The sequence below is a fragment of the Janthinobacterium sp. Bl 1 genome (assembly GCF_058215535.1).
Genome location: NZ_CM177086.1, coordinates 4122780 through 4144979 on the forward strand (window position 1 = coordinate 4122780; position 22200 = coordinate 4144979).

Annotated in this window: 24 protein-coding genes; 5 read left to right on the plus strand and 19 right to left on the minus strand. The window is 61.3% G+C overall.

Annotated features, from left to right (window positions below; genetic code table 11):
* Window positions 1-46: 46 nt before the first annotated feature.
* From rimO to phaC, 3 genes are all read right to left on the minus strand, one after another.
* Window positions 47-1402: a 30S ribosomal protein S12 methylthiotransferase RimO gene (gene rimO, locus AC4BCN_RS18525; protein ID WP_490493616.1), complete on the minus strand. Its 1356-nt coding sequence runs from the start codon at window positions 1400-1402 to the stop codon at window positions 47-49.
* Window positions 1403-1596: 194 nt separating this feature from the next.
* Entirely contained in the window at window positions 1597-2160 is a 564-nt protein-coding gene (phaR, locus tag AC4BCN_RS18530; RefSeq protein ID WP_010399000.1) for a polyhydroxyalkanoate synthesis repressor PhaR, read from the minus strand.
* Between the two features lie 224 nt (window positions 2161-2384).
* Complete coding sequence (phaC, locus tag AC4BCN_RS18535; protein WP_490491459.1) at window positions 2385-4100, minus strand: class I poly(R)-hydroxyalkanoic acid synthase; 1716 nt, start codon at window positions 4098-4100, stop codon at window positions 2385-2387.
* A 105-nt stretch (window positions 4101-4205) separates the two neighbouring features.
* Between phaC and AC4BCN_RS18540 the strand changes: the two genes are divergently transcribed.
* Complete coding sequence (locus tag AC4BCN_RS18540; RefSeq protein WP_223278748.1) at window positions 4206-4439, plus strand: hypothetical protein; 234 nt, start codon at window positions 4206-4208, stop codon at window positions 4437-4439.
* A 16-nt stretch (window positions 4440-4455) separates the two neighbouring features.
* On the opposite strand, the gene pgeF is transcribed toward AC4BCN_RS18540, so the two are convergent.
* Window positions 4456-5241 (minus strand): peptidoglycan editing factor PgeF, encoded by a 786-nt coding sequence (gene pgeF / locus AC4BCN_RS18545; protein ID WP_139089586.1) that lies wholly within the window; start codon window positions 5239-5241, stop codon window positions 4456-4458.
* Window positions 5241-6266: an RluA family pseudouridine synthase gene (locus AC4BCN_RS18550; RefSeq protein ID WP_046683027.1), complete on the minus strand. Its 1026-nt coding sequence runs from the start codon at window positions 6264-6266 to the stop codon at window positions 5241-5243. The genes pgeF and AC4BCN_RS18550 overlap by 1 nt, the downstream gene beginning before the upstream one ends.
* Before the next feature lie 89 nt (window positions 6267-6355).
* Between AC4BCN_RS18550 and AC4BCN_RS18555 the strand changes: the two genes are divergently transcribed.
* On the plus strand, window positions 6356-7159 hold the full coding sequence (locus AC4BCN_RS18555) for an outer membrane protein assembly factor BamD (protein WP_086140734.1): 804 nt from the start codon (window positions 6356-6358) through the stop codon (window positions 7157-7159).
* 86 nt (window positions 7160-7245) lie between these two features.
* Here AC4BCN_RS18555 and yaaA read toward each other — a convergent pair whose 3' ends face one another.
* On the minus strand, window positions 7246-8016 hold the full coding sequence (gene yaaA, locus AC4BCN_RS18560) for a peroxide stress protein YaaA (protein ID WP_490491460.1): 771 nt from the start codon (window positions 8014-8016) through the stop codon (window positions 7246-7248).
* 30 nt (window positions 8017-8046) lie between these two features.
* On the opposite strand from yaaA, the gene AC4BCN_RS18565 reads away from it, so the two are divergent.
* The 3 genes from AC4BCN_RS18565 (at window position 8047) to AC4BCN_RS18575 (ending at window position 10895) form a co-directional block, all read left to right on the plus strand.
* Window positions 8047-8481 carry a putative toxin-antitoxin system toxin component, PIN family gene (locus AC4BCN_RS18565; RefSeq protein ID WP_035819658.1) on the plus strand — a complete coding sequence of 145 codons (435 nt, stop codon included), beginning with the start codon at window positions 8047-8049 and terminating at the stop codon, window positions 8479-8481.
* 83 nt (window positions 8482-8564) lie between these two features.
* On the plus strand, window positions 8565-9743 hold the full coding sequence (locus tag AC4BCN_RS18570; protein ID WP_490491461.1) for a pyridoxal phosphate-dependent aminotransferase: 1179 nt from the start codon (window positions 8565-8567) through the stop codon (window positions 9741-9743).
* A 48-nt stretch (window positions 9744-9791) separates the two neighbouring features.
* Complete coding sequence (locus AC4BCN_RS18575) at window positions 9792-10895, plus strand: HD-GYP domain-containing protein (protein WP_490491462.1); 1104 nt, start codon at window positions 9792-9794, stop codon at window positions 10893-10895.
* 89 nt (window positions 10896-10984) lie between these two features.
* Here AC4BCN_RS18575 and AC4BCN_RS18580 read toward each other — a convergent pair whose 3' ends face one another.
* The 13 genes from AC4BCN_RS18580 to AC4BCN_RS18640 all read right to left on the minus strand — a co-directional run bounded on the left by AC4BCN_RS18580 (window position 10985) and on the right by AC4BCN_RS18640 (window position 22177).
* On the minus strand, window positions 10985-12082 hold the full coding sequence (locus AC4BCN_RS18580; protein ID WP_338679056.1) for a serine hydrolase domain-containing protein: 1098 nt from the start codon (window positions 12080-12082) through the stop codon (window positions 10985-10987).
* Window positions 12083-12177: 95 nt separating this feature from the next.
* Window positions 12178-13080, minus strand: a complete 903-nt coding sequence (locus AC4BCN_RS18585; protein ID WP_331776308.1) for an alpha/beta hydrolase — start codon at window positions 13078-13080, stop codon at window positions 12178-12180.
* 26 nt (window positions 13081-13106) lie between these two features.
* Window positions 13107-14171, minus strand: a complete 1065-nt coding sequence (locus AC4BCN_RS18590) for a tetratricopeptide repeat protein (RefSeq protein WP_338679057.1) — start codon at window positions 14169-14171, stop codon at window positions 13107-13109.
* 17 nt (window positions 14172-14188) lie between these two features.
* On the minus strand, window positions 14189-15091 hold the full coding sequence (locus tag AC4BCN_RS18595) for an ExeA family protein (protein WP_034755331.1): 903 nt from the start codon (window positions 15089-15091) through the stop codon (window positions 14189-14191).
* Window positions 15092-16876 carry a pilus (MSHA type) biogenesis protein MshL gene (gene mshL, locus AC4BCN_RS18600; RefSeq protein ID WP_034756218.1) on the minus strand — a complete coding sequence of 595 codons (1785 nt, stop codon included), beginning with the start codon at window positions 16874-16876 and terminating at the stop codon, window positions 15092-15094. It lies immediately after the preceding gene.
* A gap of 38 nt (window positions 16877-16914) precedes the next feature.
* The gene (locus tag AC4BCN_RS18605; RefSeq protein ID WP_219329954.1) at window positions 16915-17316 is read right to left on the minus strand and encodes an MSHA biogenesis protein MshK; all 402 of its coding nucleotides are present in this window, start codon (window positions 17314-17316) and stop codon (window positions 16915-16917) included.
* The gene (locus AC4BCN_RS18610; protein ID WP_338679058.1) at window positions 17301-17999 is read right to left on the minus strand and encodes a type II secretion system protein M; all 699 of its coding nucleotides are present in this window, start codon (window positions 17997-17999) and stop codon (window positions 17301-17303) included. Before AC4BCN_RS18610 ends, AC4BCN_RS18605 begins: the two co-directional genes overlap by 16 nt.
* Window positions 17999-18661, minus strand: a complete 663-nt coding sequence (locus AC4BCN_RS18615; RefSeq protein ID WP_338679059.1) for an MSHA biogenesis protein MshI — start codon at window positions 18659-18661, stop codon at window positions 17999-18001. The genes AC4BCN_RS18610 and AC4BCN_RS18615 overlap by 1 nt, the downstream gene beginning before the upstream one ends.
* Window positions 18658-19617: an agglutinin biogenesis protein MshI gene (locus AC4BCN_RS18620; protein WP_338679060.1), complete on the minus strand. Its 960-nt coding sequence runs from the start codon at window positions 19615-19617 to the stop codon at window positions 18658-18660. The genes AC4BCN_RS18615 and AC4BCN_RS18620 overlap by 4 nt, the downstream gene beginning before the upstream one ends.
* Before the next feature lie 131 nt (window positions 19618-19748).
* On the minus strand, window positions 19749-20177 hold the full coding sequence (locus tag AC4BCN_RS18625; protein ID WP_319991321.1) for an agglutinin biogenesis protein MshP: 429 nt from the start codon (window positions 20175-20177) through the stop codon (window positions 19749-19751).
* Window positions 20174-21103: a prepilin-type N-terminal cleavage/methylation domain-containing protein gene (locus tag AC4BCN_RS18630; protein ID WP_338679061.1), complete on the minus strand. Its 930-nt coding sequence runs from the start codon at window positions 21101-21103 to the stop codon at window positions 20174-20176. The genes AC4BCN_RS18625 and AC4BCN_RS18630 overlap by 4 nt, the downstream gene beginning before the upstream one ends.
* Window positions 21100-21666 carry a type IV pilus modification PilV family protein gene (locus AC4BCN_RS18635; protein ID WP_338679062.1) on the minus strand — a complete coding sequence of 189 codons (567 nt, stop codon included), beginning with the start codon at window positions 21664-21666 and terminating at the stop codon, window positions 21100-21102. The genes AC4BCN_RS18630 and AC4BCN_RS18635 overlap by 4 nt, the downstream gene beginning before the upstream one ends.
* A complete protein-coding gene (locus tag AC4BCN_RS18640) occupies window positions 21653-22177 on the minus strand; it encodes a prepilin-type N-terminal cleavage/methylation domain-containing protein (RefSeq protein ID WP_490493617.1) in 525 nt (174 codons plus the stop codon). Before AC4BCN_RS18640 ends, AC4BCN_RS18635 begins: the two co-directional genes overlap by 14 nt.
* Between the last annotated feature and the right edge of the window lie 23 nt (window positions 22178-22200).

Below are 22200 nucleotides of genomic sequence, written 5' to 3' on the forward strand. Positions count from 1 at the left end.
CTCTTTTCAAAACAGTATCAACGCTGTCGGCCAGACCAGGACAGCATTACTCGGCAGCGCCCCACAGGTCATGCGCGTCCGCGGAGGTGATGGTCACGTCGACGAATTGGCCCACGGCAAGCCTGCGGTGCGGCTCGAACGGCGGCTTCACATACACGACGCCGTCGATTTCCGGCGCGTCGGCGGACGAGCGGCCCACGCCGCCCGAGCGGGTGACTTCATCGATCAGCACGCGCACGGTCTTGCCGACCTTGGCTTGCAGGCGTTTCTTGGAAATTTCTTCCTGCAGCAGCATGACGCGGCCGCGTCGCTCTTCGCGCAGCTCTTCCGGCACAGGGTTGGCGATGGCGTTGGCCGTCGCGCCTTCGACAGGCGAATAGGCGAAGCAGCCGAGGCGGTCGATCTGCGCTTCCTTGAGGAAGTCCAGCAGGTACTCGAATTCCGCTTCCGTTTCGCCTGGGAAACCGGCGATGAAGGTCGAGCGGATGGTCAGGTCCGGGTTGATGGCGCGCCAGGCCTGGATGCGGTCGAGGTTTTTCTCGCCGCTGGCCGGACGCTTCATGCGTTTCAGGACGTCAGGGTGCGCATGCTGCATCGGAATATCGAGGTAAGGCAGGATGTGGCCGCCGCTCATCATCGGGATGATCTGGTCCACGTGCGGGTACGGATACACATAGTGCAAGCGCACCCAGGCGCCGTAGGACTTGGCCAGCTCGCCCAGCGCTTCCGTCAGCTGCGTCATGTGGGTTTTCACGGGACGGCCATTCCAGAAGCCGGAGCGGAATTTCACGTCCACGCCATATGCCGACGTGTCTTGCGAAATGACCAGCAATTCCTTGACGCCCGACTTGAACAGGTTTTCCGCTTCGATCATCAGTTCGCCGATCGGACGCGAAACGAGGTCGCCGCGCATGGACGGGATGATGCAGAAGCTGCAGCGGTGGTTGCAGCCTTCGGAAATTTTCAGGTAGGCATAGTGCTTCGGCGTCAGCTTGACGCCTTGCGGCGGCACCAGGTCGAGGAATGGCGCATGCGGTTTCGGCAGGTGCAAGTGGACGGAATCCATCACTTCGGCCAGCGCGTGCGGGCCCGTGACGGACAGCACTTTCGGGTGTACCTTCATGATGATGTCGTCGCCGGCAGCATCTTTCTTGGCGCCCAGGCAACCGGTCACGATCACTTTACCGTTTTCAGCCAGCGCTTCGCCGATGGCGTCCAGCGACTCTTGCACGGCGGCATCGATAAAACCGCAGGTATTGACGATCACCAGATCGGCGCCAGCGTAGGATTTCGCCGTTTCGTAGCCTTCGGCGCGCAGTTGGGTCAGAATTTGTTCGGAGTCGACCAGCGCTTTCGGGCAGCCGAGCGAGACAAAGCCCACTTTCGGCGCCGCACCTGGCATGGCCAGCATGGCCTCGGGCTGGGCGGAAGGAACAGGAATACGGTGAATTTCAGACATAGTTGGCAGCTAGTAAAATGGTGAGGCGAATCGGCTATTGTACCCCGAGCCGCCCCTTGCTGTCAGGGCCGTGCTTTTTTGCTGCCGCCGGCACAAGTTCCTGGCGTTGCGATGGACCGCTGGGCGTGCGGCTTAGACTATTTCTTGTCGGTTGGCGGAACCGGCGGAACAAACGGGAACGTGCCGAACAGATTCTTGCTCTGGCTTTGCATCTGCTCCTGCATTTGCACGAACAGGCTCTTGCTCTGGTCGATGTAGTTGTTCATCATGCCTTGCATCATCGGGCCCTGGACATTCATGAACTGTGTCCACATTTCAGGGCTGAATGGCTTGCCTTCGAAGCTGCCGGCCGACGTACCCGTGAATTTGTGCTGGATATCGGTGAACGCTTGCACGTTCTTTTCCAGGTAGGATCCCATCATGCCCTGCATGGCGTGGCCATAGTAGCGGATGATCTGCGACAACACGCTGCTCGAGAACATGGGCGCGCCGTTCGCTTCCTCTTCCAGAATGATTTGCAGCAAGATGCTGCGCGTCAAATCTTCATTGGATTTGGCATCGACGACGGTAAACACCTCATTGTCCAACACCAGCTGCTTGACGTCCGTCAAGGTGATGTAGGAACTGGTTTGCGTGTCATACAGACGGCGGTTAGGATATTTTTTAATCAGGCGGTCTATACTTTTTTTTGCACTACTCATCACAAGTTCCACTTATTGCGCCGCAGCGCATACTGAGTTAATCCGAAAAAAAAGCGAACGAGGGTCCGCTTTCGCACCTGCCTACGTTTTCCATTATAGAGTGGAAAACGGCTCCATTGCACATCAGGGTAGTAGATTCCCGCATTTATTGCAACGCAACTAAAAGTAGATTCCTGACAAGACCGGAGATTACGCCGTTCTTGTCAGCGAGAACGCTTTGTAAACTAGTCCGCCCTGACTTTAACATACCGCCCTGGCGCCGCCTCGATTGCCGCGTGGCGCTTGTTGCCCGGTTTGCCTGGCGCCTTCACCTGGGTGCCGCCGTGTTCGGCCAGGAAAGCCGCCCATTCGGGCCACCAGCTGCCCACGTGCTCGGTCGCGCCTTCCATCCATTGCTCGGCGGTTAAGGGCTTGGCTTTCGCCGTACGTGGCTTGTCATTGCTCCAGTAGCTGCGCTTTTTCTTCGAGGCAGGATTGATCACGCCGGCGATATGGCCCGACGCGCCGAGGATAAAACGGTTGGCTTTCGGTTTTTTCGGATTCAGCAAGGCCGTGCTGGCGTAGGCCGCGCCCCAAGGCACGATATGGTCTTCGCGCGAACCGTAGATGAAAGCGGGCGCGTCGATGCTGCTCAGGTCGACCTTTTCCCCCGCCACCGTCAGCTTGCCCGGCACTTTCAGGCTGTTTTCCAGGTACGTGTTGCGCAGATACCAGCAGAACATGGGGCCCGGCAAGCCCGTGCCGTCGCCGTTCCAGTACAGCAAGTCGAACGCAGGCGGCTCCTTGCCCTTCAGGTAGTTCGACTGCACGTAGTTCCACACGAGGTCGTTCGGCCGCAGGCTCGAGAAAGTGCTGCCCAGGTCGCGGCCCGTCATCAGGCCGCCCTTGGCCAGGGTCTGCTCGCGCAGCGCCACTTGCGGCTCGTCGATAAAGACGTCGAGCGCGCCCGTATCGCAAAAGTCGAGGAAAGTGGTCAGCAGGGTCAGGCTGGCGGCCGGGTTCTCGCCGCGCGCCTTGAGCACGGCCAGCGCCGTCGAGACGATGGTGCCGCCCACGCAAAAGCCGAACATATTGAGCTTGTCCTGGCCCGAGATTTCCTGCGTCACCTTGATGGCTTCGATCACGCCTTGCTCGACGTAATCGTCCCACGTCAGGTGCTGCATGCTCATGTCGGGATTGCGCCAGGACATCAGGAACACGGTATTGCCCTGCTCCACCGCATAGCGCACGAGCGAATTTTCCGGCTGCAAGTCAAGGATATAGAATTTATTGATGCACGGCGGCACCATCAATAGCGGCCGCTGGTGTACTGTGGCCGTCGTCGGCGTGTACTGGATCAGCTGGAACAGGGCGTTTTCAAACACCACCGTGCCCGGCGTGGTGGCCACGTTGCGGCCCACTTCGAAAGCCGACTCGTCGGACTGCGAAATGCGGCCCTTCTGCATATCGGCCAGCATATTGCTCAAGCCCTTGGTCAGGCTTTCGCCCTTGGTCTCGATCAGGGTTTGCTGGGCGTCGGGATTGGTGGCAAGAAAGTTGGCCGGCGACATGGCGTCGACGATTTGCTGCACGGCAAACGCAATCTTTTGCTTCTGGTGCGGCGTCGCTTCCACGGCATCGGCCATGGCGCCGAGAAACTCCGCGTTCAGCAGGTAGGCGGCCGCATTGAAGGCCGACAGGGGGCTGGCGTGCCAGGCGGGCGCGGCGAAGCGGCGGTCTTTCAGTTCCGGCACCTTGCCGGCCATAAAGTCGGCCCACAAGCCCGTCAGCTTGGCCACGTAGGCGTTTTTCAGTTGCTCGATCGCTTCCGGCTTGATGCTGGCGCCCGCATCCTGCAAAATGCCGGCAATCGGATTGCCCTGGGGCTGCGGTACCATGTTGAACCACGTCTTCCACTGCTCAGGATTGCTGATCTGCGCCATCCATTCTTTGGTCATCATTTGAGGATCGGGCATATTCATAGGTATATGTAAGTCCATTCAAGAATTAATAAATAATTACTTCCGGGCCACCTGCATGCAAACTTTTACTGACTGGCAATACCAATGATGCTCATGACCGCTGTTGCCTGGATCTATGTCGTTGGCCTCATGGCGCTGACGGAACCGTCCATCGTCGCCGGGGTGATGACCTTCGTGCTGTACTGCGTCATCCCCCTGTCCATCCTATTCTATCTGACGGGCTCGCGGCGACGCAAACGCAAGGCGGCGCGCATCGCGGAACAGAAGGCGCGCGCCCAAGCCTCAGCAGACGATAAAACAAAAACGGCAGACACATAAGTGTCTGCCGTGCAGATTATTTGCGCCAGATCAAGCTGGCCTGTCTTCCCGTGACGCCATCGCGCCGGTACGAGTAAAACTGCGCCGCATCGCTGACGGTGCAGTATTCCCCTCCCGCCACTTGCGCCACGCCATCGCGCAGCAGCATGGTGCGCGCCAGCGCATAGATGTCGGCCAGGTACTTGCCCGGCTTGCCAGCGATGGCGACGAAGGCGGCGCTCAACACTTGCCGTTCAACATCATCACGCGCGCCGTCGCGGAACGCTTGCAGCACGTCCTGACCCACTTCGAATTGCTGCGGACCAATGGCCGGCCCCAGCCAGGCGAGGATATCCGTCGCGCCCTGCACCCGCATGCTGTCTACCGTACGCTGCAAGACGCCGTTGGCCAGGCCGCGCCAGCCCGCGTGGGCCGCACCGACGACCAGGCCATCCGTCGAACAGAACAGTACCGGCAGGCAATCGGCCGTCATCACCACGCACACGGCGCCAGGCAAGGTGGCGATACTGGCGTCGGCGTCCGGCACGTGGCCGTCCAGCTTGCCAGCATCGGCCACGGCCACGCCGTGCACCTGCGACAGCCAGGCCGGCTCGGCAGGCAATATGGCAGCCAGCCGCGCGCGGTTGGCCGCCACGTGCGCGGGTTCGTCGCCCACGTGCGTGCCCAGGTTCAAGCCACCGCCGCCCTGCCCGTCACCATACGGCCCCTGGCTGACACCGCCCGTGCGCAAGGTCGCCAGCGCGCCCACGTTCGCGGGCAAGCCGGGCCAAGCGGGTATAAGGCAAGGCAACGGCGACGTCATCAGACTTGTTCCGGCTCGGGAATACCGGCGGTAGCGATCAGTTGCGCGAAATCATCGGCCAGCGGCACGATCCATTCGCACGCTTCCAGGGTGCCCGGATGCACGAGGCCCAGGCGGCGCGCCTGCAATGCCTGGCGCGAGAAGACGGACACCAGGTGCTGCTTGCCGTACACGTAGTCACCGACCAGTGCGAATCCCAGATGCTGCATGTGCACGCGAATCTGGTGCGTGCGGCCTGTTTCCAGGCGGCATTGCATCAGGCTCACGGGGCGGCGGTCGAGTTCGCCGCTGCCGATCAATTCATAGTGCGTGATGGCAGGCTTGGCGGTGAAATTCTCCGAGACGGCCATCTTGACCCGGTCGCGCGGGTGGCGCGCGATCGATGCATCGATGGTGCCCGCCATTTTCGGCGTGCCCCACACGAGCGCGAAATATTCGCGCTTGACGGTGCGTGCTTGCAACTGGCGCACGAGGTCCGTTTGCGAAGCAAGGGTCTTGCCGACGACCATCAGGCCGCTCGTATCCTTGTCCAGGCGGTGCACGATGCCGGCGCGCGGCACGCCAGCCAGCTGCGGACAGTGGTGCAGCAAGCCGTTGAGCAAGGTGCCCGACCAGTTGCCGGGGCCCGGATGCACGACCAGTCCGGCCGGTTTGTTGATGACGATGATATGCTCATCTTCGTGCACGATGTTCAATTCCATCGCTTCCGGCTTAAAAGCCTCGTCTTCCGGCGCGCTTTGCGGCAGAATGACGATCTTTTCGTCGCCATAGGCGGTCATGTTGCGTTTGGCAACTTTTCCATCGACGGTCACGAAACCGGCTTCCAGCCACAATTGCAAGCGGCTGCGCGAGTATTGCGGCACCAGCTTGGAGATGACTTTATCGAGGCGGTGGCCGCAGGCGTCCGGCGTCAGTTCCAATGTAATCGGGGCCATTTCCTCGAAGACGTCGTCGGCGGCAAAATCGCCGTCAAACGCCTCTTCGGCAGCATGGTCAGAAAGGGAGTCAAACGCGGGGTCAGCCAAATTAGGCTTCGGAGTTAATATCACAGCATTCCCATCGGCTATAATCAGCCTATTGTAAAATCTTGGTTAAAACCTTCTTGCAAAACGTCATGCAAAAAAAATTATCGTTGGTAGTCGCTTCAGTCGTTCTGCTCGGCATGTCCGCTTGCAGCTTGTTGCCTGAAAAAGTGGATGAGACCAAAAACTGGTCCGTTACGAAATTATACTCGGAGGCGCGTGAAGAAATGGCCGGGCAGCACTATGAAGCTGCAATCGGCCTGTTCCAGAAGCTGGAGGCTAACTATCCTTTCGGCAACTATGCTCTGCAAGCGCAGATGGAGATCGCTTACGCGTATTATAAGTCGGGAGACCAGGCGCAGGCACTGGCTGCCGTCGAACGCTTCATCAAGTTGCATCCGAACCACGCCAATGTAGACTATATGTACTACTTGCGTGGCCTGATCAGCTTTAACGACCAGATCAGCTTCCTGAACTTCCTGTACGAGCAAGACCCGACCGAGCGCGATCCGAAAGCCACGCGCGAAGCGTTTGCCGCCTTCAAGCAACTGGTCGACAAGTTCCCGAATAGTAAATATGCGCCCGATTCGCTGGCCCGCATGAACTATTTGATCGATGCTATGGCGAAATACGAAGTACACGTGGCGCGCTATTACTACCGCCGCGGCGCCTACCTGGCCGCCGCCAACCGCGCGCAAACGACGATCAGCGACTTTTCCGCCTCGCCGGCCATCGAAGAAGCGCTGTTCATCATGTACCGCTCGTATGACAAGCTGGGCCTGACCGACCTGCGCGACGATGCCTTGCGCGTGCTGACGAAGAACTACCCGAACACGGCATTCCTCAGCCCGGAAGGGGTGAACAAGGAACGCAAGTGGTGGAAATTCTGGCAGTAAGATAAGAAAAAACCGGGCTAGCCCGGTTTTTTTACTTATGCCCACTGGCCAAACACCTCAGCTCTTGYCCCAGCCGTTTTTTTACTTCATTCGCCCACTTTGCGCCGAAACACCCAGCTCGTATCGTTTGATGCTTGCGGCACATACGCGTAACCATCGACGTCGAACTGCTTCAGCTGCTCGGGGTCGCGGATCTGGTTGACGGCCGCATAGCGGGCCAGCATGCCGCGCGCGCGCTTGGCGTAGAACGAGATGATTTTGTATTTGCCATTCTTCCAGTCCTCGAACACGGGCGCGATGACGGGCACGTCCAGCTGGCGCGGCTTGACGGATTTAAAATATTCTTCGGAAGCCAGGTTGACCAACACTTTCGCGCCCTGCTCCTTCGCCGTGCGGTTCAGGCCGTTGGTGATGGTGTCGCCCCAGAACGCATACAAATCCTTGCCGCGCGCGGTCGACAGCCGCGTGCCCATTTCCAGGCGGTGCGGGTGGATCAGGTCCAGCGGGCGCAGCAAGCCGTACAGGCCCGACAGGATGCGCACGCGCGACTGGGCATAGTCGAGCTGGGCCGGCTGCAGGCTGCGTGCCTCGAAACCGGCATACACGTCGCCATTGAAGGCCATGATGGCCTGGCGCGCGTCATCAAGCTGGGGTGTCCACGACGCGTAGCGGGCCACGTTGAGGGCGGACAAGGCGTCGGAAATGCCCATCAGGCTGCCCACTTCGGCGGGCGAAAACTGGCGCATGCGGGCGATGAGCTGGGCGGAATGGTCGAGAAAATCGGGAGTGCTGTGCAACGAGGTTGTTGGCGGCGTCTCCAGGTCGAGACTCTTGGCGGGCGAAAGCACGATCAACATAAATTATCACTACAGAATAGAATTGCCGACATGATACCTGCTCCACAAAAACTCGTCCTCGACACCAACGTTTGCCTCGACCTGTTCGTCTTCAACGACCCGCGCTGGGCGGGCCTGCTGGCGGCCATGGAAAGCGGCGCCGTACATGCCATCACGCGCGAAGATTGCCGCGCGGAATATCTGGTCGTGCTGCATTACAAACACTTGCCGCTCGATGAAGCGAGCCGCGCCGTTGCCGCCGCCCGCTTCGACGCCCATATCAGCGTGGTGGCGCCACCCGTCTCCGGCGTGCGCCTGCCCGTCTGTACGGACAAGGATGACCAGAAATTCCTCGAACTGGCGCGCGACGCCAACGCCGACATCCTCATCACCAAGGACAAGGCCCTGCTGAAACTGGCCCGCAAGACGGCCAAGGCCGGCATGTTCAAGATCATGGTGCCGGAAGGCTGGGCCTTGCCAGGCTGAGCCTTTAAAGCCCCGCACGCAACGGGGCGCGCTGCGCTAGAATGGGACACGATTCCACTTTCCGCACCGCGCCCCTACCGTTCATGAACAGCCCGTCCCTGCCCTACACGACTCCCACCCTGACCACCCGCTTGCCTGCTGTGGGCACCACCGTGTTTACCCGCATGTCCAGCCTGGCGGCCCAGCATGGCGCCGTCAACCTGGGCCAGGGTTTTCCCGACTTCGATTGCGCGCCTGAACTGGTTGAACGCGTCAGCGACGCCATGCACGCCGGCCACAACCAGTACCCGATGATGACGGGTGCCGCGCCCCTGCGCGTAGCCATCGCCGCGAAGATCGCCAGCCTGTACGGCCACAACTATGATGCCGGCACGGAAATCACGGTCACGGCCGGCGCCACGCAGGCGCTCACCACGGCCATCCTGTGCTGCGTGCACCCGGGCGACGAAGTCATCGTCATCGAACCGGCCTACGACAGCTATCTGCCGGCCATCGCGCTGGCCGGCGGCGTGCCCGTGCTCGTTTCCATGGAGTTGGGTGAACACGGCTACAGCGTGCCGTGGGACAAGCTGGCCGCTGCCGTCAGCAGCAAGACGCGTTTGATCATCATCAATACGCCGCACAATCCGACGGGCACAATCTTGCGCCCCGCCGACGTGGCGGCGCTGGCCGACATCGTGCGCGGCACGCAAATTTTGATCCTGTCCGACGAAGTCTACGAACACATGGTGTACGACGGCGTGCCGCACGCTTCATTGAGCCGCAACGCGGAACTGGCGGCGCGCAGCTTCATCGTGTCCAGCTTCGGCAAAACGTATCACGTGACGGGCTGGAAGGTTGGCTATGTAGCCGCCCCAGCCGCGCTGACGGCGGAGTTTCGCAAGGTGCACCAATACAACGTCTTTACCGTCAACACGCCGATGCAGCACGGCCTGGCCGGCTACATGGCCGACCCGCAGCCCTACCTGGACTTGCCCGCGTTCTACCAGCGCAAGCGCGACTTGTTCCGCGATGGCATAGCGGGCAGCCGTTTCAGCCTGCTGCCGGCCGACGGCACGTATTTCCAGTGCGTGCGCTACGATGCCATTTCGCAAGAGACCGAAGCGCAGTTCGCCGAATGGCTGACGACGGAAATCAAGGTGGCCGCCATTCCCGTGTCCGCGTTTTATACGCAGGGCAAGGAGTCGGGCATCGTGCGCTTCTGCTTTGCCAAGAAAGACGAGACCTTGCGCCTGGCGCTTGAGCGCCTGCGCAGCATATAACCGAGCACTGAACATGGCTTCGCTGCGGCGGGGCAAAGGATGACAAGCATGGTACAGCGTCGCATCGGCCCGGCCGACCTGGTTCCCGGCGAACCCCTGCCCTGGGATCTGTTTCTGGCCGACCACAGCGCGGGCCCGCAACTGCGCAAGGGACAGATCATCACGGACGGCGCGCAGCTAGGGCGGCTAATGCAGCTGGGCCTGTACGTGGGCGCGCCGGACCAGCCGTCCGTCTTGCGCCTGCTCAACGAAGCGGCCCAGCGCCTGGAACGCTTGCTGCTGGCCTTGCGCAGCGAAAACAATGCCGAGCGCGACGTGCGCGACATCGCCCGCGAACTGCTGCGCGCGCTCGAACACGATGCCGACATCGCCCTGGCCAGCATACTGCTCAACCAAATCGCCGGCAGCTACGCCGTGCGCCACTGCATCGAAACGGCCTTGCTGGCCATGCTGGTGGGACGCAGCATGCACAAGTCCCACGACGAATTGCTGTTGATCGGTGCGGCCGCGCTGACGATGAACGTGGGCATGCTGCGCCACCACGACAGCTTCCAGGACCGGCCCGGCCCCCTGAATGACGAAGAAATGCGCATCGTGCGCCAGCATCCGCAGGAAAGCACGGAACTGTTGCGTTGCGCCGGTGTCGACGACGAGGAATGGCTCAGTTGCGTGCTCTTGCACCATGAAAACGACGACGGCAGCGGCTACCCGCAGGGGCGCACGGCCGATGAAATCCTGCAAAATGCCAAGCTGATCGGCCTGGCCGACCGCTATTGCGCCCGCGTTTCCGCGCGCAACTACCGGCGCTCCATCGTGCCCGACCAGGCGCTGCAGCACATCTTCCTCGACCAGGGCGTGCCCATCGACCCGCTGCTGGGAGAACAATTCGTCAACCTGCTGGGCAAATATCCACCGGGCACTCTGGTGCGCCTGCGCAGTGGCGAACTGGGCGTCGTGACGCAACGGGGTGCCGGCCACGTGCATCCACTCAGCGACCCGCTGGGCGCGCCGCTGGCCGCCGCCCAGCTATCGCAGATGACGCCGCGCGACACGGCCGACAGCCAGTTCGCCATCGTTTCGTCGCTGCACGAAGATGATGCGGGCGTGCGCTTCAGCATGCGGCATGTGTGGGGGGATGAGGCGCGGTTGTAGCGCTTATTGGCATGGGTCGCAATACGCGAATGCCTTGATGACAAGTTTCGCAGGCAGCCTGCAAAATTGATGATTCGAAGTGATCTTTACTATCTCAAAAGATTGCTATTCATCACTATTTCTCTTATTTTTATTTCAAAATAGTAATGAAGGGCGCTGTCTTCGCTGAACTGATTTTCCAGGACAACAACGTCGACATCTTTTTCAGGGAAATACATTTTGATTGATGCAAAGCCCAAGCCTTTTCCGGAGTGGCCGATGTATTTGATCGGCGTCTTGTCACTGACATAGACACCATAACCATAGCCATTTTTTTCAGCACCGAAAGCGACGTGCTGACTGGATATGTCATAATTTGTCATCAGCTTGTAGGTTTCCGGCTTTAAGATTTTCCCCTTATGAAGTTTTTCATCCCATGCATTCAAATCCCTTGCATTTGAAACAATGCCTCCAGCGGGAATAAAATCAACCCAGCCTTGCCCCTGAACCGGATGCACTTTCAATTCGAATACATTTTTCGAATTGACGTACCCATTGATGACGTTATTATTCTTGCCTTCCTCATAGCAAAAACTATTGTCCATTGCCAGCTCTTTGAACAAGTCATTTGCCGCTTCGATATACTTTTTCCCGCTTGTTTTTTCAAAAATATGTCCCAGCATGGCGTACGTTGTCACGCCGTATAAAAAATCCGTCCCGGGCTGGAAGCTCAGTGGCTGGTCAATCTCAGTGATTCCTGCCGAAAAGTTGAGCAGCTGATGCACGGTCACTTTGTCGGCCCACGCCTGCGGCAAATCAGGCAAGTATTTTCTAACGGGACTATGCAAGTCGATCCTGCCTTTTTCAACTTCCCGCAAAATCAACGCTGCCGTGATCTGCTTGCTATTCGACATGATCCTGAAGTTATCGTCCAGTTTCAACGGCACCTTATTTTCAAAATCCGCATAACCATAGGCTTTTGAGTATATTGTTTTCCCATGTTGCGTGATGAGAATCACCCCATTGAAACTTCTAGGGCTTGTTTCCTTGATCAAGCTGTCAATTTCCACAGCGTAGTCACCCGACTTGTCCGCAGATGAATTACCTTCAGCATGGGCATTGGCGAATACAGCGTTTGTCAATAGAAATGAAATCGCCAATATTTTCAGTGGCGAAGTCGCTTTTTTATCAGCATCAGAAGTTTTCATGGGGATATTGTCGTTTGGTTTACAACCTTCAACTGGGGAAATTATACCCCCGCCCACTGCGTGGCTGCGAATTCAAACGGTCAGCACCAAAGCCGTCAGTTTGAAGACTTCAAATACGCGCGCAAGCCATGCGTCAAAATAAAGGGAAACACGCTCGCATGGTCTTCATCCTCGAACACGCGCAAGCGCGTCTTCAGGCCAGGGTACTTGTGCGATTTCAGCTTGCCATCGAACTCGCGCAAGTCGGCCAGCATGTCGGCCTCTTCCTCCAAACGCGAACGCTTCTTGCCCGCCGCCAGCTTTTCCAGGCCGCCGATGCCGAAGAACACGGATGCAGGCAAGTCCTTGTGGCTGGCGGCATACGCCTGCTCGCGGTCGAACATGACGCCGGCGTCGTACCACAGCGACGGGCTGCCGAGGATGTAGTGCTCGAAGGTGCGTGGTTCCGTCAGCAGGAATTGCAGGCCCAGCAGGCTGCCGTAGGAATGGCCGATGAAGACCTTGCGCTGCATGTTGACGCGATAGTTACTGGCGATAAAGGGAAACACCTCGCCCGAGATGAACTGGCCATACGCCTTCGCTTCGCCAAACGCCGGTTGCCGCCCCGGCATGTCCGAGCGGTAGTCGTGCTTGCGCGGCGTGGTGGGCGTGTAGTCGCGGCGGCGGCTGTACACCCCGCCATCGCCGTTGGCGTACGACAGGCCGACCACCACGACTTCTTCCATCCCCGCATGCTTGTTCAGGCGCTGCGCGATATTGCGCACGATGGCGAACGAGTAATTGGCATCCACGACGAACAGCACCGGATAGCGTTTATTTCCCTGCCGATAGGAATCGGGCAAGGCGACATATAGCTGATAGTCGCGTTTCAGGGCTTGTGCACGGATGTCGCGCACTTCCGTATTTTCCAGCACGTAGTTGGCAGGCGGGCTGGCGGGTGCGGCCAGGGCGCTGCTGGCCAGGCAGCACAGGACGATGAGCAGATTGCGAGGTTTCAAGCTGGTGTCTTTCATTGAGGTAAAAGTTACTTCGCCGCAGCCGCCGTCAGTTGCACCAATTTGCGTTCGACAAACGCCTGCAATTGCGGCGACAGGGTTTGCAAGCCCTTGGCCCGCTCGAACGCCTGGCGTGCCTGGGCTGGGTGGTTGTCCGCTTGCAAGGCGATGCCCAGGCCCATCCACCAGACGCTGTTGTCGGGCGCCGTCTGCAGGGCCTGCTGATAATGTTCCGATGCTTCGCGGTAGCGCTGTTCGCGCTGCAGCACGCCGGCCAGGAAGGCGTGGTATTCGCCGTTGTCGGTCGCATACGGCAAGCTGCGCGTGAGGGTATCGAGTGCGGCCACGCCGCCGTTGGCCTTGTCCAGCTGCAGACGGGCCAGCATCATCGCTTGCGCCGGCTGTTTCGGGTCCAATGCCAGGCTCAGCTGCAACTGGCGGGCCGCCTCGTCGGGGCGCTGCGCTTCGAGCAGCAGGCGCACCAAAGTTTCGCGCGCGCCCTGGTGGCGCGGGTCCAGCTGCAGGGTCTGCTGTAAGGCCAGCATGGCGTCGGAGACGCGGCCATCCTGCAACTGGGCCAGCGCGCGCCGGTATTCGTTCTCCACGCGCTGCTGGGCAGTGACGTGCTTGCCGTCGATGATGCGCTCGCTGGCGGCCGGTGCTGGCGTTTTTACCACCGACGCAGCGGCAGGCTTGGCCGCTTTTTCCACGATGCGGCGCAACTCGGCGGGCCGCGCCTTGGCGGCCGCGGGGGCAACTTCCTCGGCCTGGAACACGGGCTCGGGTTCAGCCGCCACGACGGGCGCAACTGGTGCAGCCACCACGGGAGCGGTTGCAACGACAGGCAACGGTGCCGGTGCCAGAACAGGCGTACTGGCCACATTGATCAGCACGGGCGGCACGGCCGGGCGCTTCAGGTAGACCCAGCCCAGGGCGATGGCGGCGGCCGTCAAGCCGGCAGCGCCGCCGAAGACCAGCGCGCGCGGCAGGCCCCGCTCGCGTTCGGGCACGGAGCGGATGCCGGCCGCGTCGCCGCGTCCATCGGGGGTGCCGCGCGCATCGAGGTCTTGCAACATCTTGTTAATCAGGCTCATCTACAGGCTCATCTTCGTCATCGGTTCAATAAAGTCCAGCTCACGCCGCAGGCGGCGGCCAGCACGCCGGCGCCGGCCAGCCATGGCCAGGGCTTCTGCCAGAAGCGCGGCTTGCTGGCCAGGGTATCGCTGGCGGCCAGCGCCACGTGGCGCCCGCTGACCTGCTGCCGCCCTTCGCCATACGCCACCATCAGCGCCTTGTGCGCCATGATGTTGATCAGGCGCGGAATGCCGCCGGAAGCCTGGTACAGCTTGCGCACGCCGCCACGGCTGAACAGGCGCGCGCCATCGAAGCCGGCCACGCGCAGGCGGTGCGCCACATAGAAATCCACGTCGTCGCGCGACAGCGGACCCAGGTGGTAGTGAAAGGTGATGCGCTGCGCCAGCTGGCGGATTTCCGGCAGGGCCAGCTTGACGTCGAGTTCCGGCTGGCCGAACAGCACGATTTGCAGCAGCTTGCGCTTTTCCGTTTCCAGATTCGTCAGCAGGCGCAGCGCTTCGAGGCTGTCGACGGGAATCGCCTGCGCTTCGTCCAGACACAGCAGCACGCGCTTGCCTTGCGCCGCCAGGTTGAGCAGGCGCAGGTTGAGGGACTTGAGCAACTGATGCTGATCAGCATCTTTCTCCAGCAGCACATCGAGGTCGTCCGCCAGCGCCAGGATCAGCGAACGGGGCGGCAAGTTCGGATTCGGGATGTAGGCCGTGACGAAATCCGGCCCCAACGATTGCATGAACTTGCGGCACAAAAAGGTTTTACCAGTCCCCACTTCGCCAGTGATCTTGATGAAGCCCTCGCCATTGCGCGCCGCCACCAGCAGGGTATTGAGGGCCTTTTGCGACTGCGGGCCGTTGAAGAAGAAACTGGTATCGGGCGTGAGGCCGAACGGCGCCTCGCGCAAGCCGAAATGGGCCTGGTACATTTAGCGCCGCTCCGACGGCCGGCGCGGGTCGAGCGCCTCGATGCGCTTGCCCGAATCGAGCAAGTCCTCGTTCCAGCTATTGGCGCCATCAACGATGGTCGGCTTGATCAGCACCACCAGCTCGCGCTTCTGGATCACCTGCCCCGTGTTGCGGAACAGCGCGCCCAGCACGGGAAGATCGCCCGCGCCCGGCACTTGCGAGCGGTCCGCCGTCGTGGCCTGGCGCATCAGGCCGCCGATGGCGACGATGCGGCCATCCTGGCTGCGCACCATGCTGTCCATCTCGGACGTGCTCGATGCGGCCAGCGGCAGTTTCAGCGAACCGGCGCTGCCCAGGTCGATTTCCTTGCTGATGGTCGACACCTGGCTCACGGACGGATGCACGTGCAGGATGATGTTGCCATCCGCATCGATCTGGGGCGTCACGTCCAGCACCACGCCCGAAAAGAATGGCTGCAAGGTCACGTTGGGGCTGGTCGTCGCGCCGCTGGCCGTCGTGTTCGTCGTGGTCGACACGCCCGTCACGTAAAACTCGTCCGTGCCGATCTTCAGCACGGCCTTCTGGTTGTTCATGGTGGCGATACGCGGGCTCGACAGCACGTGCACGGAACCTTGCGATTCCAGGAAGGAAATCATGGCGGCAAAATTGGCCGTCTGGAAAGCCAGGCCGAACATGGAACCGGCCGCGTTGGCCGCCGAACTGAGGCCAAAGCCGCTGCTGGCCGTCAGGCCATTGCCGGTGGTCATGTTGGGCGGCTGGCCGCCGTTGAACGGCAGCGGCGCCAGGGTGCCGCCCGGCTGGATGAAGCCGGTCGAGATGCGGTTCGTGTGGCCGCTCTTGATCGAGGCGAACGAGGCCCAGTTGATGCCCGTCTGCGTATTGTCGTTGAGCTCGACTTCGAGGATTTTCGCTTCCAGTATCACCTGGCGGTCGACGGACAATTGCGTGGCCTTCAGGTACATGTCGACATTGCGCAACTCTTCCGGCATGGCGCGGATGACGATCACGCCCGACTGCGGGCTCAGCACCACTTGGCGCCCGCCTTCGCTGCTGCCGACGATGGCTTCCAGCGCCGCTCTCAATTCCGGCCAGAAATCGGCCGTCGACGAGGTGGTCAGGTTGCTGCTGTCCAGGGTGCGGCCGCCCTGGCCGCCATTGGTTTGCTGGTTCTGCTCGTTATTCTGGTTATTGCCCTGGTTGTTATTGCCGCCATTGCCCGAGCCGCCCGAATTGGTCGAGCCCACCGAACCCACGGACGTCGACGAGACGCGCAGGTTGGAACTGCCGCGGCGCGCGCCCGTCAGGTAATTGACGTGAAACAAACGCGTCTGCATGGTCAAGGGCTTGATGTAGATCTGCGTGCCCTCGACCTTGTAATCGTAGCCATACAGTTCGCGCACGGCATCGAGCGCCTGGAACAGGGTCACGTCCTTCAGGTTGGCGGAAATCGTGCCGCCGATGTCAGGGTGGACCAGCATGTTGTAGCGCGTGCCGGCCACGATGGAAGTGAAGAACTGGCGCGCCGGCACATTGTTGAACGCCACGTTGAAGCGCTCGTCGAGCGCGGCGCGGGCCTTTGGCAATTGCTGGGCCAGGGCCGCCACGGGCGGCAGCAGCGCCGCTTCCACGGCATCGGGCTGGGCCGCTGGCGCCGTGGTGGCCGCCGCGCCCTTGACGGCATCGGAGATCGCATTGTAGGTGTCGCGCTTGACGGGCGCGACATTGCAGCCGCCCAGGCCCAGGCTGACGCTGATGACAGCCGCCATCGTACTGATCTTGAACATGCTCGCCTTGTGTTGATTGAGTTGCTTGGCCACTTCTTCTACTCCTGCTTGCTGCCGGTCTTGCTATCGGTCTTGCGATCGGCCTTGTTATCGGTCTTGCTGCTCGGGTACAGCTTGAAGGTTTCCAGTGATTTGCCACGCCGCAACAGCACTGCCGTGTCGTGGATCTCCGTCACCACGGCGTCGCCCACCCTGCTGCCGACCTTGACCGTCTGGCCATCGATGACGGCCAGGCGGCGTCCGCCCGGCTGGGTGGAAATGAGCACCGATTGCAGCTGAGGCCGGGCCGCAACGACAGGCGCGGCGCTGGCGGGCGCCCACAGGGCCGCGGGCGGACGCGTCGGATCATCGAGCGCCTGCGCCTGCGCGCCAGGCCATGCCAGATTCAGCATGAGCAAAGGCGCCAGCAGCGCGGGACCAAAGGTCAGAGTGCGATCCATGTGTCGTCCATGCTGAGGGTATGTAAGGTCAGGGTCAGGGTGGCGCTTGGATAGCTGGCAGCGTCGAGGTGGGCGGCGCCCCAGAAGACCCGCGTCGGCATCGCTTGCAGCGCCTGCATGTATTGCACCATGTCCGCATAGCTGCCCTGCAGCACCACTTCCACGCCATGCTGGTGCAGCAACGGCGCCGGGGCCGGCGCCTTGGCTGCATCCGCCTTGGCTGCCGGCTCGCCGTTCGCCGTTTCAGCCTGATGTGCGCCGACTGCGCTGCCGGGCAAGGTTTTCAGCGACACCAGGCGCAATCCCGCGTGCCGGCGCAGCAGGTGCTCGAGCAAGGTAACCATGCGCTCGGGCGCCACCAGGCCATGCTGCTTCTCGCGCAGCGCCTGCGCCAGAGATGCCGTTTCCGCCTGCAGGGCCAGCAGGCGCGCGCGCGCTTCCTTGTCGGGATCGGTGGCATGGGCGAGCATGGTCAGCTCGATTTCCTTGTTCGTCGCGGTCAACAGGCTTTGCTTTTGCGCAATGCTCGCTTCCAGCGCTGCGTGCTTCGCCAGCAAGGGATTGAGGCTCATGAAATAAAACACGAACAGGATGGCGGCCGCACCGGCGCCAAATACCATCAGCCGCTCGCGCAGGCTGAGAGCGTCGAAGGCGGTGGCCCATTTCTTCAGCAAGGGCAGCATCAGCGTGTTCCTCCCGCAACAGGTTTGGCCGGCGTGGCGGCACGCTCCGCCGACTGCAGGCTGAACGCGACATACGGCAGGCTGGCCGCCTTGCCCTCGGCCACGGCCGGCTGCTCGGGCTGGCTGATGTCGAGGCTGCCGAAGGTTTTGCCTTTGAGTACCTCCTGCTGGCCCAGGCGCGTGATGTACGCAGGCAGCAGCGACGCGTGCAAGGCGCGGCCCTGCAAGCCGAAGTCATTGCCGGCGCCGGCTATGTTCACGCCCGTCAGCCATACGCCTTCGACCCTGGCCTGCGCCAGCGCGCGGAAATAGCCGGCATAGCCGAGGGTATTGCCCAGCTTGCCGCTGTCCAGCACGCTTGAAGCGTCCTGCAGCAACTGGCGCTGCGCCTCGACGGCCGACAGTTCCTGCGCCAGGGCCGGATCTTTCTTGCGTGGCGGGTAATCGCGCAAAATCTGGTCGCGCTTCGCCTCGACTTGCGCCAGCGCCGCCTTGACGCCCGCTTCGCGCTGTTCCAGGCCGGCCATTGCCTGCCGGGCCAGCACGCCCAGGACCAGCAAGACGAGCGCCAGCGCGCACAGGCCCAGGCCGGCCGTGCTTGCCGACATATGGTGTTGTTTCAGTTCAAACTGGGGATTGAACAGATTGATCTGCTGGCTCATGCGCCCTTCCCTTCGTGCTTGCCCGGATGCGGGCCAAGCTCGCGCAAGGCAGCCCCGATGGCCAGGAAGTAGCGCGCCTGCATGGCGGGATCGCGCAATTCGGCGGCCTGCGACAAGTCCAGCACGGTGGCCAGGTCCAGCTGCTCGACGGGCATGTAGAGATTGTCGGCCAGGTAGGCGTGCAAGCCATCGCTGGCGCCCGTCATCAGCATCAAGCGGGCCAGCGAAATGAAATGGAACTGGCGGTCGAAGTGGTCGAACGAGCGCTGCAGTTCCAGGGTAACGCGGTCGTAGTACTGGCTGGCGTCGGGCGACTGCAATTGTGCCAGGGTCACGTCGATGCGGCGCGCCTGATACAGCTCGCCATTGAAACTCATGGTCAGCAAGCCGCCGTCGCCATCGAAGAACAGCACGGCGATGCCGCGTCCCGGCGTTTCCAGCAAGGTGGCGATATTACGCTGCGCCATTTCGGGGATATCGATCACGGACAGGCCGATCTTGCATTCGGCGTACTGCGCCTGGCGGCGCGACACGGCGCTGTTGCGCGCGGCGACGGCAAACACGCTGCTGCCCCGCTGGGTGCCGTTCGGATCGCCGGGAATGTCGAACACGTCGATAGTGGCGTCGGCCAGCGGAAAGTCCAGCATATCCTTCAGGCGCCAGCCCACGGCCGTCTTCAACTCCTCGCGCGGCACGGCCGGCGCTTCCAGCGACAGCAGCTGGTATTCGCCGCCAGCCAGCACGCTGGTGCAATGGCGCGAGGGGGCCTGCAGCTCCTTGCCCAGTTTTTCCAGCACCTCGGCCGGCGCCGGTCGTGCGGCCGCCTGGTAGCTGGCACGCAGCACGCGCGGCATCCCGCCGGCGGGACGTTCGACAACGACAGCGCTGACGCCCTCGCGGCCAAACGCCGTGGCCAGCCAGCCATCGTACTTCTTTGCTCTTGCGAATAAACCCATGCGAACTATCCAGTGTAAGTGCCTGCCCGATCTTGTCGCGCAGTTAATGCATCCAGCCAATTTTAATTCATGAAGCCAACTTTATTGTGTAAAAACAATAAATTAGCGATCTTTTTTTCACGCAGTTGACCTTACTGCGACAACACGGCTTGCAGGCGGCGCTGGACGTAATCGGGGTTATTGCCCGCGTTCGGGCAGCCGGCAGGCCCAGGCTGGTTGCAAGCGGTGGCCGTGATGGTCCAACTGGTCAAGGTGCCGGGACCGGTGCCGCGACTGCACTGCACGTTGACGGAAAAGATAGACAGCGAGGTGCCTGCAGGCAAGGCAAACGACTTGACGGGATCACACTGTCCATCGACCAACTGCCGGTACACGCCCCACTCGATACCTGCACGGGCGGCCTGCTCGGCGCGCACGCCCTGCACGTCCAGTGCAGACTCAACCTGCTGCAGGGTAAAAATATTCACCATCGCGGCGCCCAGACCCGCCAGCACCACCAACAGGAAAATCGCCGTGACCAGGCTGAAACCGCGCATGCGGCGCAAGGAAAATGTCGTCATGGCGTATTGCTGACCTGTACCTGCTGCACCAGGCGCAGCGTTCCCGTGTTGCTGTTTTCCGCGCCGAGGCTCAGCACGATGCTGAGCAAGCCGCGCGGCACATTTTTCAGTACTTCATAGGTAAAGCAACCTTCGGGCGGAGTTGCTTCCGTCGCGGGAACGCCAGACCTGCCAAGCGTGTTCTTCAGGATTTTTTGCGCCAGCAAGGCACGCACAGGAGCAGTCGACAGCGGCGCAGCCGCCGCATTGAGCGGCTGCGCTGCCTGGATGGTATAGCCGGAATAGCGCGTCAGGGTACCGGTCTGCGGATCACAAACATAGCTGACAGGCGTCGTCACGACCTGAAAACGGTGCGATGGCGAAGGAAATTTTTGCGGCGACTGCGCGAGGAAGGGATTGCCCTGCAAGGTCACCACGGCGCCGCTGACAGCCGCGACCTGCGCCAGATTGCAAATGCCGCCGTTGACAGCACAGCCGTAGGCGTCCGGCAGGTTATCGCCCATATTGTAGACGGCAATAAAGTCGCCGGGCGCGATCGCCGGCACGTTTCCGACGACAGTGAATTGATTGGGATCGACACCAGGGCCGACGGGATTGAAAGCCAGTACGGCCCCGAGGCCTGGCGGATCATCCTCAGACAGGTAGCGGCCGCCGGATTTCGTCAGCAGCAGCTCCAGGTACTTGCCATTCGTGCTGACACGCACACTATTGGGCAGCGCAAGACGCACGTCGCGCGCGATGCGCCGCACGGCCGTATCGGCCACGTCGGCCAGGTCGGCGCGGGCATTGGCATCAACATAACCTTGCACGGGCAGGCGTATGAACATGGCCACCATGCCGCCGATGATGCCGGTGATGACGATCACGATGATCATCTCCACCAGGGTAAAGCCGCGCGCGCGGCGCCGGGAAAAATAGATATTCATGGGATGCTGTTCGGCGCGTAGCGCGTGCGGTAGCCGTCGAGCACGACCTGCTGCTTGTCGCCATAAGCGACGCTGACCTGGATATGCAGCACATTCGGTGCCGCGATGCCGTTCAGCGCGACGGAATTCATGCTGACTGTCGCCGCATATTGGTTGGCAAGCGATGAAAAAGGATTGCCGGCCACATCCGTGGTGTACGTGATGGCGCTGCCATCCTTGGCCACGTAATCGTTGACGTTGTCATAAGGCCGCTGCGTTGCACCACCCTGTATCCCGGGCGCCTCCACGACACCACAGTCGGCCACACTGATGGCCGTCTCGGCTGCCGGGTCGTTCACTGCGCAAAAAGTAAACCGCGCGCCCTCGATTTCGTCGAGCATGCCTTCCGCAATGGCCAGCGCCTGCTTGCGCAGCTGCGGGTCGACGCTGTTGCGCGTCGTCAGGTCCATCACGCCGAGGATGCCCACCACCGCTACGCCCACAATGACGATGAAAAGCACCAGTTCGATCAAGGTCACGCCGGCCTGGGTGCGCCTGGCGGCATGGCGCCTAGCGGTACACATAGCCGGTCTCCGGTGATACCTTGATCTGGTATTGCTGCCCGCCACCCGCCACGGCCAGCACCAGTATCTCGCGAAAATCGCCATACACCGTGTAATACGGACGCCCCAGCGGGTCAAAGTAAAAGCCGGCGGGGCCGTCCGACAGCGTGACGGACGACGGCCATCCTTCGCACAGCCAATTGCTCCACCCAGCGCAAGCTAGTAGCGTCTCCTTGCTGCCGCTGTTGCTGCCCGTCGGCGGCACCACGCTTCTGGCATTGCTGTCACAGGCCGGCGTGAAGCACAGGGCCACGCTTTTGGTATCGATGCTGACAAACACGGCACGGTTTTGCGCCACCGCCAGCTTTTGCCCGTAGCGCACGATATTCGTCACCTGATCGGCAAAACCGCGCGCGTCGAACGTGTCGCGCTGGAAAAACCGGTTGACGGCAAAGGTGGCCAGCAGGCCGGCGATCACGAGCACCGCGACCAGCTCGATCAAGGTGAAGCCGTGCGCAGCCGTGTGTCGCAGCGGACCTGGTGGCCCTGCGTGAC

Excerpts from the sequence above, each read along its gene's own strand:
- AC4BCN_RS18575 (WP_490491462.1), top strand. The coding sequence starts at position 9,792 with ATGGTACAGCGTCGCATCGGCCCGGCCGACCTGGTTCCCGGCGAACCC.
- AC4BCN_RS18610 (WP_338679058.1), bottom strand. The coding sequence starts at position 17,999 with ATGCTGCCCTTGCTGAAGAAATGGGCCACCGCCTTCGACGCTCTCAGC.
- pgeF (WP_139089586.1), bottom strand. The coding sequence starts at position 5,241 with ATGACGTCGCCGTTGCCTTGCCTTATACCCGCTTGGCCCGGCTTGCCC.
- AC4BCN_RS18625 (WP_319991321.1), bottom strand. The coding sequence starts at position 20,177 with ATGACGACATTTTCCTTGCGCCGCATGCGCGGTTTCAGCCTGGTCACG.
- AC4BCN_RS18630 (WP_338679061.1), bottom strand. The coding sequence starts at position 21,103 with ATGAATATCTATTTTTCCCGGCGCCGCGCGCGCGGCTTTACCCTGGTG.
- AC4BCN_RS18570 (WP_490491461.1), top strand. The coding sequence starts at position 8,565 with ATGAACAGCCCGTCCCTGCCCTACACGACTCCCACCCTGACCACCCGC.
- AC4BCN_RS18620 (WP_338679060.1), bottom strand. The coding sequence starts at position 19,617 with ATGGGTTTATTCGCAAGAGCAAAGAAGTACGATGGCTGGCTGGCCACG.
- AC4BCN_RS18590 (WP_338679057.1), bottom strand. The coding sequence starts at position 14,171 with ATGAGCCTGATTAACAAGATGTTGCAAGACCTCGATGCGCGCGGCACC.
- mshL (WP_034756218.1), bottom strand. The coding sequence starts at position 16,876 with ATGTTCAAGATCAGTACGATGGCGGCTGTCATCAGCGTCAGCCTGGGC.
- AC4BCN_RS18605 (WP_219329954.1), bottom strand. The coding sequence starts at position 17,316 with ATGGATCGCACTCTGACCTTTGGTCCCGCGCTGCTGGCGCCTTTGCTC.
- AC4BCN_RS18555 (WP_086140734.1), top strand. The coding sequence starts at position 6,356 with ATGCAAAAAAAATTATCGTTGGTAGTCGCTTCAGTCGTTCTGCTCGGC.
- AC4BCN_RS18615 (WP_338679059.1), bottom strand. The coding sequence starts at position 18,661 with ATGAGCCAGCAGATCAATCTGTTCAATCCCCAGTTTGAACTGAAACAA.
- rimO (WP_490493616.1), bottom strand. The coding sequence starts at position 1,402 with ATGCCAGGTGCGGCGCCGAAAGTGGGCTTTGTCTCGCTCGGCTGCCCG.
- AC4BCN_RS18565 (WP_035819658.1), top strand. The coding sequence starts at position 8,047 with ATGATACCTGCTCCACAAAAACTCGTCCTCGACACCAACGTTTGCCTC.
- phaC (WP_490491459.1), bottom strand. The coding sequence starts at position 4,100 with ATGATGACCAAAGAATGGATGGCGCAGATCAGCAATCCTGAGCAGTGG.
- AC4BCN_RS18580 (WP_338679056.1), bottom strand. The coding sequence starts at position 12,082 with ATGAAAACTTCTGATGCTGATAAAAAAGCGACTTCGCCACTGAAAATA.
- phaR (WP_010399000.1), bottom strand. The coding sequence starts at position 2,160 with ATGAGTAGTGCAAAAAAAAGTATAGACCGCCTGATTAAAAAATATCCT.
- AC4BCN_RS18635 (WP_338679062.1), bottom strand. The coding sequence starts at position 21,666 with ATGTGTACCGCTAGGCGCCATGCCGCCAGGCGCACCCAGGCCGGCGTG.
- AC4BCN_RS18595 (WP_034755331.1), bottom strand. The coding sequence starts at position 15,091 with ATGTACCAGGCCCATTTCGGCTTGCGCGAGGCGCCGTTCGGCCTCACG.
- yaaA (WP_490491460.1), bottom strand. The coding sequence starts at position 8,016 with ATGTTGATCGTGCTTTCGCCCGCCAAGAGTCTCGACCTGGAGACGCCG.
- AC4BCN_RS18540 (WP_223278748.1), top strand. The coding sequence starts at position 4,206 with ATGATGCTCATGACCGCTGTTGCCTGGATCTATGTCGTTGGCCTCATG.